The organism is Sphingobacterium sp. NGMCC 1.201703 (assembly GCF_047784615.1).
Taxonomy (GTDB): Bacteria; Bacteroidota; Bacteroidia; order Sphingobacteriales; family Sphingobacteriaceae; genus Sphingobacterium.
Map to the genome: position 1 here is coordinate 374,447 of NZ_JBLOHD010000007.1, position 16,424 is coordinate 390,870.

Here is a 16,424-nt window from a genome sequence, read left to right on the forward strand (position 1 = left end):
AGATCTATCGCAATCTTGTGTTTGCTATCTGATGAGAGAAGGAAAGTATAAATTTCTGATCCCTATCGCTAGACTTTAATCCATATGTATAATAATTAAAAATCTACAAAAATTAGGAATTTTTCTCAAAAAGTACTAATTTGAGAAATTAGAATATTCTATTTCAAATACGAACCATTGATTGTCAATTTATTTGACAAACACCAATTATATAGAATAATATTTTTGTTAAATTTGTTGAAACAAAAAAGAATATGTTTGATACTGCATTTGACCAAAACAATGAATCTATTTCCACTTTGAGCTTTGACGAGTTCAAAAAGATTATTGTGAATGATTATCGAACTGCCTTGGAAAGTCGTTACGTAAGTTTATTGGGACGTAAGGAAGTGCTTACAGGTAAGGCGAAGTTTGGTATTTTTGGCGATGGAAAAGAGTTGGCACAAATTGCGATGGCTAAAGTCTTCAGGAATGGCGATTGGCGGTCGGGATATTACCGTGACCAGACATTTATATTTGCTTCGGGGATCAGTGATGTCTACCGTTTTTTTTCTCAATTGTACGCACACCCAGATGTTGAAGCGGATCCTTCTTCTGCTGGTCGGCAAATGAACTGTCATTTTTCTACACGTGTATTGGATGATCGGGGGAATTGGCTTGATCAAACGGTTCAAAAGAATTCCTTTTCAGATATTTCTACTACAGGTGGACAGATGGCCAGGGTTTTGGGGCTCGGATTAGCATCTAAATTATATAAACAAAATAGGAATTTGGATTATCTGTCCTATTTCTCAAACAGGGGCAATGAAGTTACCTTCTGTACCATAGGGAATGCTGCAACCTCAGAAGGAGTGTTTTTTGAGGTTATCAATGCGGCCGGGGTACATCAGATTCCTGCGGTTATTTCTATTTGGGATGACGGTTACGGGATTTCAGTGTCGAATGAAATACAGACCACAAAAGGCGATATTTCTGAAATTCTGAAAGGCTTTCAGAAAGAGGAACTGACAAACGGAATCGAAATTTTTAAAGTCAGAGGCTGGGATTACGCGGGCTTGTGTGAGACATACGAACAAGCTGCTAACATTGCAAGAGAAAAGCATATTCCATGTCTAATCCATGTGACCGAATTGACACAGCCTCAAGGCCACTCATCTTCAGGGTCTCATGAACGTTATAAATCTCAGGAACGCTTGCAGTGGGAATCGGAGTTTGACTGTATCGCTAAAATGAAGGAATGGTTACAAAGTTCGGGCATTGCTACAGATGAAGAGTTAGATCAGTTGGACCGTGAAGCGAAAGATTTTGTTCGTCAGGAACAAAAGCGAGCTTGGGCTGATTATATCAAAACCCTGACGCTTGAGGCAAAAGAAGCCATAGATTTATTGCTACTTATTCCAAATGAAAAAGCGGACTTTGCAGCTAAAAAACTCCAGTCAATGGTCGAACCTTCATTGAAGGAAGTGTATGGACAAGTCCGGAAGGTATTGCATGAGCTAAAAGGAAAAGACACAGAAGGCCGTCAGGAATTGTTGAATTGGTATAAGATTAAACAGGAGATTAACGAAAAACGATATAATTCAAAATTATTTACGGATGGTGTAGATTCACCGTTCAACGTGCCAACGGTAGCCGCAAATTACACAGAAGATGCTAAAATTGTGGATGGAAGGGAAGTGTTGAATCTCTGTTTTGAGGAAAATTTCCGACGTGATGAGCGTTTGTTGGCTTTCGGAGAAGATGTGGGGAAGATAGGGGACGTCAACCAAGGATTTGCGGGCCTACAGGAAAAACTCGGCGCGCATCGTGTGTTTGATACCGGAATCCGGGAGAATTCCATCATAGGTAAGGGGATTGGATTGGCAATTCGTGGGTTAAAACCAATTGCTGAAATTCAATATTTAGATTATTTAATTTATGGAATTACCGTTGCCAGTGACGATTTAGCCAGTTTAAGTTACCGTACTTTTGGAGGGCAAAAAGCACCGGTTATTATCCGTACCCGCGGACATCGTCTGGAGGGGGTATGGCATTCGGGATCCCCGATGTCTGTGATATTGGGCTCATTAAGGGGATTGCATGTCTGCGTACCGCGTAACATGACGCAAGCTGCCGGAATGTATAATACACTTTTCCGTTCAGACGAACCTGCTATTGTTGTCGAATGTCTCAATGGTTATCGTCTCAAAGAACGTTTGCCGGATAATGTCGGTGAATTTACTGTGCCAATTGGCTATGCCGAGTGTATAAAGGAAGGACAGGATATCACGGTAGTTTCCTATGGTTCGACGCTACGTGTTGTTGAAGAAGCTGCAGTGGAACTGGAACGACTGGGGATATTTATTGAAATTATTGATGCGCAGACCTTACTGCCGTTTGACAAAGGTCAGTTATGTGCAGAGTCCTTGAAAAAAACAAATAAGTTACTGGTTGTAGATGAGGATGTGCCTGGGGGAGCTGCTGCGTTTATACTACAGGAAATACTTGAAAATCAAAATGGTTATTATTTACTTGATAGTCAGCCTCGAACCTTAACAGCAAAAGCACACCGTCCGCCCTATGGCTCGGATGGTGATTATTTCTCGAAACCATCTTCAGATGATGTCGTGGAAACTGTGTATGCGATCATGCATGAGGCTAATCCGGAAAAATATCCATCGATGTTTTAATAAATAGCTATTTTTAGATCATAAAAAAAATGCTATTCAAAGCGCCTCTCGATAGGGAGTGTTTTGAATAGCATTTTTTTGGGAATACTTTAGCAAGCCCGGAAACTTATCTGGGCTTGCTTTTTGTTTATTTATTAATGATAATTTTATTTTTGGAGTACTTTTTCAGTTTTGCTATCCGTATTCTAGCTGAATAAACTTGCAGCCCCAATCATAGCTGCCTTTTCTCCCAATATCGCTGTGTGGATGGTGAACCTACTGAATTCTTCACGGTCAGCAATAAAGATAGGAAGTGCTTTAGCGATATTACCGCCAATAATAAAGAGATTAGTCTGATATTTTCCTTCAAAAAAATGCATAAAATCAAAGAGATGTGTTGCGTATTCATCCTTGATTGTCGCAAATGCAGCTGTTTCTCTATGATTATCCAAAATTTCTTTTAAACCAGTGACATCTTTCCCAGTGATCTCTTTGAATCGTTTGACAAACCATCTGGTCACAAGGTATTCTTCAAAAATACTTTCTTGGTAAGGAGTATTCCATAAATCTGCATCGAAGGCTTTCTCTCCTTTATTCCAGACCGCAGAACCTAAACCTGTTCCCAGGGTAATACCTAGTATTCTCGGATTGGACTGAAGATGCTGTACAAATATTTCGCCCTGTAAGAAAGCTGCCGCATCATTGATAAAGTGAATAGCAGTAGGAGGTAAGCCTAGCTCAGCGGATAGAAGGCTTTTGATGTCTTGATCGTACAAGTTGTCGTACTTGCTTTGTCCTAACATTTTAGAGATGCCGTTTTCATAGTCAAAAGGCCCTGGCATTGCAATGCCAATAAACTGAATAGCAGTCGGTGAACTAGCAATACTGTCCCGTACTGTGGAGGCCCAGGTCTGTAAAATCGTTTTAGCATCTCCTTGAGAAAAAACGTGGTTTCTGACCACGTTCTCTAAATGTATATTCCATTGTTTGGTGTCAATGATACAGGCGGAAATATGAGTGCCTCCAATGTCAACACCTACGACATAATTATCTTGCAGCATGTTTGTAACTTTGATGTTTAAGTAGATGATCCGCAATCACAAGTGCCGCCATGGCTTCTACAATAATTACCGCTCTTGAAACAACACAAGGATCATGTCTTCCCTTACCACTTGCGATGGCAGGGTTACCATGGATATCGACTGTTTCCTGATCTCTCATGATGGTGGCAACAGGCTTAAATGCTACTTTAAAAGTAATGTCCATTCCGTTTGATATACCGCCTTGTATTCCCCCAGAGAAATTGGTATGTGTATGCACTTGATTTAAATCATGGTCATCTGCTACAAATATATCATTATGTTCGGAACCTCGCAACTCTGAACCTGCAAAACCTGATCCATATTCAAATCCGTGTACGGCATTGATGCTCATCATCGCTTTGGCGAGGTCAGCATGGAGTTTGTCAAATACAGGTTCCCCAAGTCCAACGGGTACATGTCTTATCACTGCCGAAATGCGTCCACCTACTGTATCACCTGCTTTTCTCACAGTATCTATAAATTCGACCATCTCATTGGCTGTAGCCGGATCAGCGCAGCGCGCGATATTGGATTCGCGTAGTTCAAGCAAGGCTTTAAGATCTTTGGTGTCCAAATTCGGGGCTTCGATCGTGCCTACACCGGAAACATGGGCAAAGATTTCAATGCCAAATTGTTGTAGAAAGCTCTTCGCAACAGCACCTGCAGCAACACGGGCAGCTGTCTCGCGGGCCGATGAACGGCCACCGCCGCGGTAGTCACGGATGCCATATTTCATTTGGTAGGTGAAGTCCGCATGGGAAGGTCTGAAGATATCTTTAATGTGGGTATAGTCCTTCGAACGTTGATCTTCATTTGGTATAACAATGGCAATCGGTGTTCCAGTAGACTTGCCTTCGAATACGCCTGATAATATCTGGGCCGTATCGCTTTCTTTTCGTTGCGTGGTGATCCTGGACTGTCCGGGTTTACGTTTATCTAGTTCAGACTGTATAAACTCTTCGTCTATCGTTATATTTGAGGGGCAACCATCAATAATTACACCGATCGCTTTACCGTGTGATTCGCCAAAAGTGCTGATTCTGAATAAATCGCCAAATGAGTTTCCTGCCATAAAAATTAAATTTCAATAAACTTAGATAAATTTGCCTTTAAATGCAATGAAAACACTACTGTAAAACCTAACTTTATCAAGTTGATTATTTTCAATCATGACTGCGTTTGCCTGCGGGTAGTATTTCTCTTGTTGCCATTAAAGCTATTAATAGCGCGTATATAGGTTATAAAACCTGGGAGTATAAAACTATATTCTCCCAGGTTTTTAAATATTAGTCAATGCTAAAAGATTGGGCCTGCAGATGTTTCCAGAAATCAGGATATGATTTTTCTACAACCATTGGCTCCGCTATATTGATCTGGTCAAAAACCAATGCCAGGGGTGCAAATGCCATTGCCATACGGTGATCCTCATAGGTGTTAAAGGTCACATCTTCCGGCCGGAATACCCCTGCTGTTTTAAGATGATAGATTTCGTTATCTTCGATCAGTTCAGCGCCAAATTTAGCTATTTCAGTCTGGAGAGCTGCGATTCGGTCCGTTTCTTTGATTTTTAATGTCTCAAGACCTGTAAAAGAAACGTCACGACCTAAAGCTGCAGCGACGACGACGACAGTCTGTGCGAGATCGGGGCATTCTTTGAAATCAAATAACGTTTTTTCCGAATCTATTGCTGTTTTATGGAGATGCAAGCCATCGGCTTCAAAACTGGATAGCACGCCAAAATGGGTCATGATATCGACAATTGCAATATCTCCTTGCAGACTGTCTTTTTTAAGCCCAGGCAAGACGATAGATGCGCCGTCTTCTGCCAGTGCTACAATAGCGTACCAGTAAGAAGCTGCGCTCCAATCTGGCTCCACGTAGATCGTGCTTTTTGAAAAAGTCTGTGGGGCAATATGTATTTCATTCGCTGTCCACTCATGCTGTATGCCGACGCTTTTTAGCATATCGAGGGTCATGGATACATAGGGCCTGGAGGTCAGTTCACCCTCGATTTCCAATGTAAGCCCTTTTTTCAATGCGGGAGCAATTAATAGCAGCGCAGAGATATATTGGCTACTGATATTTCCTTTTATCCGGACACGGTCCTTTCCTTGAAATATGCCGCCTTCTATTTTTAGGGGCGGATAGCCTGCTTTTTTTTCATAATGAATGTCGGCTCCGATTTCCTTCATGGCATCAACTAATATACCGATTGGCCGTTGTTGCATGCGTTCGGTCCCCGTAAGGATAAAGTTTCCTTGAACAAGGTTGAGGTAGGCCGTTAAAAAGCGCATTGCTGTACCCGCAGGGCCGATGTCAATCGTGTTGTAGCCAGGTTGAGGATCTGATGCGATCTGTAAGACACGGTTTAACGTAACGGTATCAGCGGCTTCAGAAAGATTAGCGATATCAACCTGCCCCTTGCTCAACGAGCGGATAATAAGAGCACGGTTGCTCTCGGATTTTGATCCTGTCAGTTGAACCGTGCCTTTTATTTTTTTTGATGGGTGCGTCAGCTTGATGACTTGTTGATTCATTATGCTTCTGCTGTTGGTTGTTCCTGTGAATTCATGACCGCATTCTGTTTACGGATAGATTCGTTGTGAATTAATTCTAGGAATTTTGTTGCAAATTCACTGCCCAAAGAAAGCGCTTCAGCAAGTTTTGTGCGTTTTTGAACAATCTCATCCCAACGGTTTACCTGTAGGATGGTTACATTGTTGTCGCGTTTGTATTCACCGATTTTCTCTGCAATTTTCATACGCTCACCGATTTTTTGGATAATTAAATCGTCCAATTTGTCAATGTTGCTACGCAATTCGGCTAATTTGTCCTCGAATGAAGGGTTGTTAGAATCAGCTTTACGCAATGTCAAATGATTGATCAACTCTGCTAGGGCTGCTGGCGTAACTTGTTGTTTGGCATCAGTCCATGCAACAGAAGGATCAATATGTGATTCGATGATCAAACCTTGCATATCCATATCCATAGCTTTTTGGGCGATGTACGGTAATAATTCGCGGTTACCACAGATGTGGCTAGGGTCATTGATGATCGGCAAATTAGGACAAGCAGTTTTTAACTGGATAGCTAAATCCCACATCGGCTCATTGCGGAATGCTGTTTTCTCGTAAGAAGAGAATCCACGGTGGATAGCACCTAATTTTTTGATGCCAGCACGATTGATACGCTCCAAAGCACCGATCCATAACGATAAATCAGGGTTAACAGGGTTTTTTACGAACACTGGTACATCTACTCCCTGTAGTGCATCAGCGATTTCTTGTACGGTGAATGGGTTTGCAGTGGAACGTGCACCTACCCAAAGTACATCAACACCAGCTGCCAAAGCTTCTTCGACGTGTTTTGCTGTCGCAACCTCTGTAGCTGTCAATAAACCTGTCTCTTCTTTCGCTCTCTTCAACCACTCCAAACCAATGGAACCGATACCTTCAAATTCGCCTGGACGAGTACGTGGTTTCCAGATTCCTGCACGTAAAATATTTACTTTTCCAGTGTTTGCCAATAGGTGTGCTGTAGATACCAATTGTTCTTCTGTTTCTGCGCTACAAGGGCCTGCGATAATTAAAGGTTTGTCTCCAGTATCCAACCATGATTTCAAAGGAGTGATTTCTAATGTATTTTTCATCGGAATAAATTTTTAAAGGTATTTGAGTCTGCTAAGCCGTTATGCTTGTTTTGTAAGTCTTTATAGCTCCAACAGATTCAGGATAAGTTGATTTTTTTAATTATTAAATTGTTGATTATAGTTTCTCGTTTTTGATGTATTCGCCCATAATATTGAAATTGATACTATGTTTGAGTACTTTTCGGATCGCAGCCTCATAGTCTGATTGTTTTTTCCATTCAACATCAACGAAAAAGTCATATTCGTTGCGTTTTCCGATAACAGGCATAGACTGAATCTTGCTCAAGTTGATATTTTGCTCAGCAAAACACTGTAAAATTGTCGCTAAGGAACCAACTGTATTTCCCGTTTGAAACGATAAAGATGCTTTATTCGCATTTTTGTGTTCAACCACCTCATTCGATAGAACCAGAAAACGTGTTGCATTCTTTTTATTAGTTTCGATTCTTTTCTCTAGAATCTCAAGCCCATAAATTTCGGCGGCTAAAGTACCTGCAATAGCAGCTGTATCAGTCAATTTCCGTTCAGCAATCATCTTTGCTGTGGCTGCTGTGTCTGACCCTTCGGTAATACGTACACCTTCCAGTTCTGAAAGAAATTCCTCGCATTGGCGGATGGCGATCGGATGTGATTCGATATGTTTGATGTCTTTCAGTTTAACACCCGGCAATACCATCAGATTCTGCTGAATGTTGAGATAGACTTCTCCTGTGATATGAAATTTATAATCCCGAAGCAGATTATAGTTTGGTAGTAGGCTACCCGCAATCGAATTTTCGATCGCCATAACAATGTAATCTACTTTTCTTTGCTTAAGCAATTCACAGGTTTTTTTGAATGAATCGCATTCAACAATCTCGACTTCGCGTCCAAAATATTTAAATGCTGCTTCCTCGTGAAATGAAGCTTTTGCTCCTTGTATCGCAATTTTTAAACTCATTTTTTTGTTGCTATTTTGCCTTTAAACAAGAAAGAGTCCCGATGATCTAAACCGGGACTCTTTCTTGTTATATTTTAATGTATACACAATCTAATCCCGGCTCTTATTTTTAAAATAAAAGAAGTTAAAATAGAAATATGTATATGATCTGTTCATCCTTGTGTTGTTTGACATTTCAAATGTACGAATGTTTTTTAAATATCAAAGAAAAAATAATTTTTTTTATAAAAAATCTATCAATAATAAGTGTTTTTTTTTCTGTGTTTTTATTGATTTTTTTATGACAAAAATAAGTGCTTTTTGCAGCTTTTATTAAAGATTTTATTTTTGTAATATTCTTTTGTGTAGAGTTTTATGGTTTTTATTGTCTTTTACGAATCTATTTTTTTAATGATTTTTTAACATAAAAAACATATTGAAAATGGCTGTTTTTTTAGGTGTTTTTTATGTTGGAAATAGTGATTTTTTTTGTTGAAATATGCTGTGTTTTATACACTGTTTGCTGAAAAAGTATTTTATTACCTTTGCGCAAATTTGATTTTTATGCTAAAGCGATTTAATTTTTTGGTGAGTACCATTATCATCTGTTTCTTGTTTTTAGGTTTTTCTTATAAAGGGGAGGAACGGTATGTAAAAGTACGGCGGGTAATAGATGGAGACACCTTTGTGATTGAAAATGGTAGTAAAAAAGGCGAGCGGGTACGCTTGATTGGGATTGATGCTCCCGAAACAAGGAGAACGGCACGAAAGGAAGTTGGTTACTATGGCCTGGAGGCAAAGGAATACCTACAAGCTATGTTGACTGGAAAAAATGTAAAGCTAGTCTTTGATGTTGGTAAAAAGGATCGTTATGGAAGACTTCTTGCTTATGTGTATCTTAGGGAGAAATTTGTTAACGCGGAGCTGATTGAGCAGGGCTATGCGATGACCTACACCTTGGCCCCAAATGTTCAGTATGCTGATTTTTTTGTAAAATTAGAACGACAGGCCCGTCAGGCAAAGCGTGGCCTTTGGAAGTAATTTGTGGGCTTTGGAACTAATTTAGTAATAAATAGAACAATGATTTATGTCCTTATAAGTGTTATCTGTAGTGTCACTGTAGCTGTATTGTTAAAAATGGCAAAACAGCATGGAGTAGAAACAAAACAAGTGATTGTCTGGAATTATCCTATGGCGGTTGCTTTGACCTACTTTATGTTACGGCCCGAAGTAAAAGAAATAAGCTGGGATGCCTTACCATTCCCGCTGTATTTGGCTCTGGCCGTACTATTACCGGGGATGTTTGTATTTATTGCATTATCTATCCGTTATAGCGGTTTGGTAAAAACGGAGGTAGCCCAACGACTGTCTTTATTTATTCCCTTGCTGGCGGCGTTTTTTTTATTCCACGAAAAGCTACAGGGAAATAAACTATTGGGAATAGTGGTAGGTCTATTGGCGATAATATGTTCCATCGGTTGGCGAAAATCTCTCCCTACAGTAACCCTGTCAAACACAGGCTATAAAAATAGTCTCTATCCATTGCTTGTTTTTATTGGCATGGGGATTATTGATATCCTTTTTAAACAGGTGGCATTGCATGTGACGATACCTTATGTCAGTTCGATGTTTATAATCTTTGTTATGGCCATGCTGATTGCATTTGCTTTACTAGGCTATTTTATCTTTGTTGAAAAGCAGAACTTTTCAGGTAAAGCTGTCGTCTATGGCCTGATTTTAGGCGCTTTCAATTTTTGTAATATATTATTTTATATGAAAGCTCATCGGGCATTACCCGAGAACCCTTCCGTCGTATTTACTGGAATGAATATTGGTGTTATCTCGTTGGGCGCTTTGGTGGGTGTATTATTTTTTAAAGAAAGACTCTCATGGTTGAATTACCTGGGGATAGTCCTTTCTATTGTTTCAGTTTTAATTATCGCATATCAGTGAGTTTATTTGAAGATACTTATCGAACGATCGATGCAAACTATGAGGGAATTTTTAGAGATAAAGGGAGCAAATTTATTGCCTATGCATTTCCTTTTAAATCTGAGGAGAAATTAAAAGATGTTCTACAGGAGGTGAAATCCCTACATCCGAAAGCAAGACACCACTGCTGGGCTTATCGGCTGACTCCGGATCGAAATGTATTTCGGATAAACGATGATGGTGAACCCTCTGGCACCGCGGGGCGTCCTATTTTAAATGCTTTGCTTTCGGCAGACATTACCAATATAATCGTCGTTGTTGTCCGTTATTTCGGCGGGACCTTGCTGGGGGTACCGGGCTTGATTAATGCTTATAAATCGGCTACACAGGATGCATTGGACCAAGCTCAGATCATCGAACGTACAGTTAACGATAGCTATGGGTTGACTTTTGACTATCTAAATATGAATGATGTTATGCGTATTATTAAGGAAGAAGGACTGGAAATCGAAAAGCAGGAATTTGATAATAATTGTTATCTGGAATTTGAGGTGCGTAAAATGCAGGTAAACCGTGTCGTAGAACGTTTCTCAAAAATTGAAGGTTGTCAATTGAATTATTTAAGAACGATATGATAAACAATTCAGAACTCATTTTAAATTCAGATGGAAGTATTTATCATTTGAATTTATTGCCAGAGGATTTAGCCGATACGATTATTACGGTAGGAGATCCGGATCGTGTCGCCAAGGTGTCGAAATATTTTGACCGTATCGAACTCAAAAAAGGGAAGCGTGAGTTTGTCACCCATACAGGATATATTGGTACTAAACGGCTAAGCGTGATCTCTACAGGGATAGGTACAGATAATATTGATATTGTGTTGAATGAACTGGATGCATTGGTGAATATCGATTTTCAGCATAAGGAAGTAAAAAGCGAGCTGACCTCTTTGGATATCGTGCGTATCGGTACTTCCGGTGCTGTACAGACCGATGTCGAAATGGGAACTATATTGGCCTCGGAATATGGGGTCGGTTTTGATGCGCTGATGCAGTTCTATCAAAAACCTGACGATGAGATTGAACTGAATATCCAGCAGGCGTTAATTCGGTATTTTCCGCAATTGAGTTTAAGACCCTATGTAGCACAGGCTGGCGAGCGTCTATTAGACCGCATTGCATTTGATTTACCCAAAGGGATGACCTTGACGGCACCGGGATTCTACGCACCACAAGGGCGTTGTCTGCGGTCAGATAATACGATTCCGGATTTGATTCCCCTGATAAATTCATTTCGATGTGACAATTTGCGGTTGACCAATCTGGAAATGGAAACAGCGGGTATCTATGCTTTGGCGAAAATGTTTGGCCACCAGGCCTTATCCATAAATGCCATTTTAGCGAGTAGGGTAGCGGGGAAATTTTCACCGAATCCTGAAGCAGTCGTGGAAAAAGCTATTCAACTGGTGCTGGAAAGAATTTAGAAAAATCTCCCCGGTACCAATATGCATTAAACAACTCCTTTTCTATTGGAGTCAAATTTGAGCATAATAAAGAGTAGTATCGTGAAACTCCAAAGTGAAGATCCACCATAGCTGACAAAGGGCAATGGAATTCCAATAACGGGAACAATACCTATGGTCATTCCAATATTGATAAATAGGTGAAAAAACAAAATGGAAGCCACGCCATAAGCATATATCCTGGCGAAAGCTGAGCGCTGTCGTTCTGCTATGTGAATGATACGCAGGAGTAGCGTCAGATAAATAGCGAGCAAAGTTACCGAACCGACAAAGCCCCATTCTTCTCCCACTGTACAGAAAATAAAGTCTGTACTCTGTTCGGGGACAAAGTTATATTTTGTCTGGGTTCCCTGCAGATATCCCTTCCCCCAGAATTGCCCGGATCCAATAGCAATTTTAGACTGGTTTAGATTATATCCCTTATCTTTAAGATCTTGTGTTTTACCCAGAATAATATCAATCCGATCCCGTTGATGCGGTTGCAGCACATGGTCGTAAACCAAGTCTACGCATAATATAAATGCAGAACAGGCCGCAAAAAGGATACTTAGATTAATGATATATTTTCTCTTTTTTCGGAAGCTCCACATAAAAAATCCAATAATAGCCGCTAGGACTAAAATAAGAATCCATGGATTGAATAACAGCGCTAAGACGAAAAGTAAGATACAGAGACCACCGAATATCAATAATTCGTTGTTTACATAACCCTCACGATAAAAAACAAAAATCAGGGAAAAGAAAGCCAATGCAGAACCGGTGTCAGGCTGCAGCATCACCAGGAATACAGGGAATAGAACAATACCTGCGCCCATGGCCAGGGTCTGCATGGTAGGAGCTTTATTGCTCTGGGCACTAAGAAAGTTGGCCAGCAACAAGCAGGTGGATAGCTTGGCAAACTCAGAAGGCTGTAGCCTGAAAAATCCCAAATCAATCCAGGCCTGATTTCCGCCTACATTTCGCCCGACAACCAAAACAATAACAAGCAGGATCGCTGTTATTCCATAGAATATCGGTGAAGCGGAACTGAAAAATTTGGCATCTATAATCAAAATGGATATGCCTAGTATAATTGCCGAAATCAGATACAAAGACTGTTTTCCATAGTTGGTGCCTAAGGTAAAAAAACTGGGCATTTCCGGATTAAATACGGCAGCACGGATATTGAACAGACCGATCAGACAGAGTGAGAGCCAGAGTATGATTGTTAACCAATCTATTTTTCCAAAGAAACTATTTTTTTGATTATTCATATCTTCTTTTTACCTCACTATGGTGAACAATTGTTTCTTTTGGTTTTACCAATGCAGCCAATTGTCGTTTTGATTTAACAGTGTCTGTTTTTGATTTGATCGAATCCGCTTTCTTGACCTCTTTAGTTTTGGGATCTATTACTTTCTTTGGTGCAGGGAGAAAGTTCGCTTTATAGATCCGATCCTGAATATATTTTGGGGTTGTAATGGTATCCTTAAGATATTTCTCGACCATCATACTGGCTATTGGCCCGGCCCATGTACCACCATAACCTGCATTTTCCACAAATACAGCAATTGCAATTTTCGGGTTTTCTCTTGGGGCAAAAGCAAAAAATACGGCGTGATTTTCTCCGTGCGGGTTTTGGGCTGTACCTGTCTTTCCACACATTTCAATACCGGGAATACGATTTGCCCAAGCAGTTCCTTCGGGTGTATTCACGGCATCGCTCATTCCCTGAATGACTACAGGATAATATTTTTCATCTACGCCAGCACTGATCTTTTCTGTAAATTCCTTTTTGGCGATTTTTTGAGCTCCGATTCCTTTGATGAGATGCGGTCTATAATAAAAACCTTTATTGGCTACAATAGCCATGATATTGGCCATTTGTAATGGTGTTATCCCCATCTCTCCCTGACCAATGGATAAGGAGATATTGAAACTTGAACGCCATTTGTCATTACCATATCGTTTTGTATAAAATTCCGAGGTAGGCAATAATCCTGGTTTTTCTCCAGGCAGGTCTATACCCAATTTGTGACCGATTCCGAACTTTGTGGTTGCATTGCGCCATAAGTCGTAGGCTTTTGGTCCTGAGAGGCCACGTCCATCAATCATTTTGGCATAGGTAAATCCATAATAGGTATTACAGGAAACTGCTACAGAACGCTGTAATGTGGTAGAACCGTGGTAGTGGGTACATCCCATCCAGCCACGTCCGCCACCATAGCTATAACCATGTGGACAGAAAAATACGGTATTTCGGTCAATGACACCAGCTTGTTGTGCTGTAAGGGCTGAAACAACCTTAAAGACAGATCCCGGGGGGTATGATGCTTGAATAGGACGATTGAAAAGTGGTTTGGTCTCATCGTTCAGCAACTTCATGTAATTATTGCCGACTTGGCGACCTACCATAAGATTGGGGTTGTAGCTCGGGCTGCTTACATAGGCTAATATTTCTCCCGTTGCCGGTTCAATGGCAACAATAGAACCTAGCTTATTTTTCATGAGGTTTTCCCCTAATATTTGAAGATCCTTATCTAAGGAAGAGACCAGTCCCTCTCCAGCAACGGCAAGGGTGTCGTACTTGCCTTCCATAAATATACCCTTTGGACGATTCAGTGCATCCACCATTAAATTATTAACGCCTCTTTTACCGCGAATGAGATCTTCATAGGAACGTTCGACTCCACTTCTTCCGATATAATCACCGCTTCGATAAAACCCATTGGATCGTTCGATATCTTTGTCGTTTACCTCACTGACATAACCTAAGAATTGGGCCGCGATACTATCGGGATAGCTTCTGATTGTTCGCTTTTGTACATAAAATCCACGAAACTGATATTGATATTCCTGATATTGCGCCCAAGTTCGGACGGATAATTGTTTCTCAAAAATCGATGCCCTATACGGAGAATGTGCACGGGCTTTAGCCATGCGTTTAATAAAACCTTCTTTGTCAATGTCAATTAATTTACAAAATAAGGCCGTGTCAATCTCTTTGACTTCGCGCGGTGTGACCATCAGATCATAAACCGGCTCATTTTGTACCAATACTTTTCCCTTTCGGTCCAAAATAACACCCCTTGCAGGGTAGACAATGACCTTGCGCATGACATTGCTATTGGCTGAATGTATATAGGAATCGTCGATGATCTGTAAATAAAATAAGCGGGCAACCAAAGTCAAAACTATGGCAACAAAAATTCCGGAAACGACGTACTTGCGAGCAAAAAAACTATTCATAGAAATAAATTTCTATCCACCGATCTACTACAACCGATCTTTCTTTTTGTAGAATAATATGCTAAACAACAGCATGATAATTACCGTAAATATACAACTTAAAACAATACTGAGCAGTGTGTATTGAATATGTTGGAAGGAGAAAGATTCCAGTAGATATAGGAATGTATGATGAATCAACGTGCCAAAAAAGATATAGGAAAAAAACCATCTCACATTCATCAATCCTAGCATTGGTGTAAGAAAAGAATCCCGTTCCTCAACTTCGAGTGTGATCTTCATAAAGAAAATACGGAAGGCGGCTAATGCAACACAAGCAGCAGTATTGACCCCAAGTGTATCGTAAAAAGAATCAACGGTCAGTCCTGTTAGAAAAGCGATTAGGTAAACCAAAAAATTAGGTGTTCCGGTCGGGAGCAAAAAGATAAATAAAATATAGGGGAACGCTGCAACCAAATTGTAATAGCCAATATTTTGGAACAAAAATACCTGCATTCCAATCAAGACGATAAATCGAATAAAATTAAATATTAAAATCCTAGCCATTGTCCTTTGTCGATTCCTCCAATGTTTTTAATTCATTACTTAATAAATCCTTTACGACGTATACATGTTGTAGATTAGAGAAATTGGTACTTAAAAGAATGCGCAGATCAAGGAACGCGTCACCCGAGGAGATACCGGTTTGAATCACTGTTCCTACAAAAATGCCTTTTGGAAAATGTCCCGAATATCCTGAGGTATAGACTTTGTCGCCTTTATTTACTTTGATATGATTCGGAATTTCCTTAACTGTTGCAGCCCGATAATCAATGTTGTTGCCCCAGACCAATGAGCCAAAGACTTCACTGCGGCCCAAAGTTACAGATATACGTGTGTCGGGGTGTAATAAGGATTGTACAGTAGAAAAATTAGGTGATACATTCAATACAATACCCACAACTCCATTTGGAGCGATGACGCCCATTCCTTTTTCAATACCGTCTTTACTGCCTTTATCCAATGTGATCGTATTCGCTTTTTGATGGATGCTATTGTTGATTACATTCGCAATAAGAAATTGGTAACGTCCGAATTCGCTGCTGTCGATGGCCGGTACGGGGCCGATCTTGATACTATCTGTTGACTTATAGGATTGAAGGTCTTTCCGTAATTGCGCATTCTCTTTAGCTAGAGCATCATTTGTCTCCCCGAGATGTAAGTAGCTTTTCCAGGAGTTGACTTTTGCATAGAGACTTCCGATTACGCTATTGGAAGAATTTAGGACCGAGTTGCGTTGAAATGAGTTATTCGTAATGACCAAAAATAACGAGAATCCAAAAAATAGGATAAACCAAAAGAATGCATTATATCGTCTCAGGAATAACCAAAGGTTTCTCATCTTTTATTGTGGGTATTTAATAAGCAAGCGATATAATAATTTTGCATATTATATCGCTCT

14 protein-coding genes are annotated in these 16,424 nt (G+C 40.2%); 5 read left to right on the forward strand and 9 right to left on the reverse strand.

All coding sequences use genetic code 11. The features are described 5' to 3' along the window. Positions 1–254 precede the first annotated feature (254 nt). Positions 255–2,669, forward strand: coding sequence for a thiamine pyrophosphate-dependent enzyme (locus ACK8HY_RS17065; protein WP_416134300.1), 2,415 nt, complete (start codon positions 255–257; stop codon positions 2,667–2,669). 185 nt (positions 2,670–2,854) lie between these two features. Here ACK8HY_RS17065 and ACK8HY_RS17070 read toward each other — a convergent pair whose 3' ends face one another. The 5 genes from ACK8HY_RS17070 to ACK8HY_RS17090 form a co-directional block, all read right to left on the reverse strand. Beyond that, a complete protein-coding gene (locus ACK8HY_RS17070) occupies positions 2,855–3,709 on the reverse strand; it encodes an ROK family protein (RefSeq protein WP_077437429.1) in 855 nt (284 codons plus the stop codon). Further along, positions 3,696–4,802: a chorismate synthase gene (gene aroC / locus ACK8HY_RS17075; protein WP_416134301.1), complete on the reverse strand. Its 1,107-nt coding sequence runs from the start codon at positions 4,800–4,802 to the stop codon at positions 3,696–3,698. The genes ACK8HY_RS17070 and aroC overlap by 14 nt, the downstream gene beginning before the upstream one ends. A 214-nt stretch (positions 4,803–5,016) precedes the next feature. Beyond that, positions 5,017–6,267: a 3-phosphoshikimate 1-carboxyvinyltransferase gene (gene aroA, locus ACK8HY_RS17080; protein WP_416134302.1), complete on the reverse strand. Its 1,251-nt coding sequence runs from the start codon at positions 6,265–6,267 to the stop codon at positions 5,017–5,019. Beyond that, entirely contained in the window at positions 6,267–7,379 is a 1,113-nt protein-coding gene (locus ACK8HY_RS17085; RefSeq protein ID WP_121126455.1) for a chorismate mutase, read from the reverse strand. Before ACK8HY_RS17085 ends, aroA begins: the two co-directional genes overlap by 1 nt. A 115-nt stretch (positions 7,380–7,494) precedes the next feature. Then, positions 7,495–8,319, reverse strand: coding sequence for a prephenate dehydratase (locus ACK8HY_RS17090; protein ID WP_077437425.1), 825 nt, complete (start codon positions 8,317–8,319; stop codon positions 7,495–7,497). Between the two features lie 543 nt (positions 8,320–8,862). Here ACK8HY_RS17090 and ACK8HY_RS17095 point away from each other — a divergent pair. The 4 genes from ACK8HY_RS17095 to ACK8HY_RS17110 are packed head-to-tail and all read left to right on the forward strand — an operon-like array spanning position 8,863 to position 11,716. Then, positions 8,863–9,339, forward strand: a complete 477-nt coding sequence (locus ACK8HY_RS17095) for a thermonuclease family protein (RefSeq protein WP_077437747.1) — start codon at positions 8,863–8,865, stop codon at positions 9,337–9,339. 39 nt (positions 9,340–9,378) lie between these two features. Further along, on the forward strand, positions 9,379–10,251 hold the full coding sequence (locus ACK8HY_RS17100) for an EamA family transporter (RefSeq protein ID WP_416134303.1): 873 nt from the start codon (positions 9,379–9,381) through the stop codon (positions 10,249–10,251). Continuing rightward, positions 10,248–10,865, forward strand: a complete 618-nt coding sequence (locus tag ACK8HY_RS17105; RefSeq protein WP_077437423.1) for an IMPACT family protein — start codon at positions 10,248–10,250, stop codon at positions 10,863–10,865. The genes ACK8HY_RS17100 and ACK8HY_RS17105 overlap by 4 nt, the downstream gene beginning before the upstream one ends. Further along, positions 10,862–11,716, forward strand: coding sequence for a nucleoside phosphorylase (locus tag ACK8HY_RS17110; protein WP_416134304.1), 855 nt, complete (start codon positions 10,862–10,864; stop codon positions 11,714–11,716). Before ACK8HY_RS17105 ends, ACK8HY_RS17110 begins: the two co-directional genes overlap by 4 nt. A 26-nt stretch (positions 11,717–11,742) precedes the next feature. Here ACK8HY_RS17110 and rodA read toward each other — a convergent pair whose 3' ends face one another. The 4 genes from rodA to mreC are packed head-to-tail and all read right to left on the reverse strand — an operon-like array spanning position 11,743 to position 16,364. After that, on the reverse strand, positions 11,743–13,008 hold the full coding sequence (gene rodA, locus ACK8HY_RS17115) for a rod shape-determining protein RodA (protein WP_416134305.1): 1,266 nt from the start codon (positions 13,006–13,008) through the stop codon (positions 11,743–11,745). After that, complete coding sequence (mrdA, locus tag ACK8HY_RS17120) at positions 13,001–14,983, reverse strand: penicillin-binding protein 2 (protein ID WP_416134306.1); 1,983 nt, start codon at positions 14,981–14,983, stop codon at positions 13,001–13,003. The genes rodA and mrdA overlap by 8 nt, the downstream gene beginning before the upstream one ends. Before the next feature lie 27 nt (positions 14,984–15,010). Next, on the reverse strand, positions 15,011–15,478 hold the full coding sequence (locus ACK8HY_RS17125) for a rod shape-determining protein MreD (RefSeq protein WP_223585203.1): 468 nt from the start codon (positions 15,476–15,478) through the stop codon (positions 15,011–15,013). Between the two features lie 43 nt (positions 15,479–15,521). Beyond that, positions 15,522–16,364, reverse strand: coding sequence for a rod shape-determining protein MreC (gene mreC, locus ACK8HY_RS17130; RefSeq protein WP_077437418.1), 843 nt, complete (start codon positions 16,362–16,364; stop codon positions 15,522–15,524). Between the last annotated feature and the right edge of the window lie 60 nt (positions 16,365–16,424).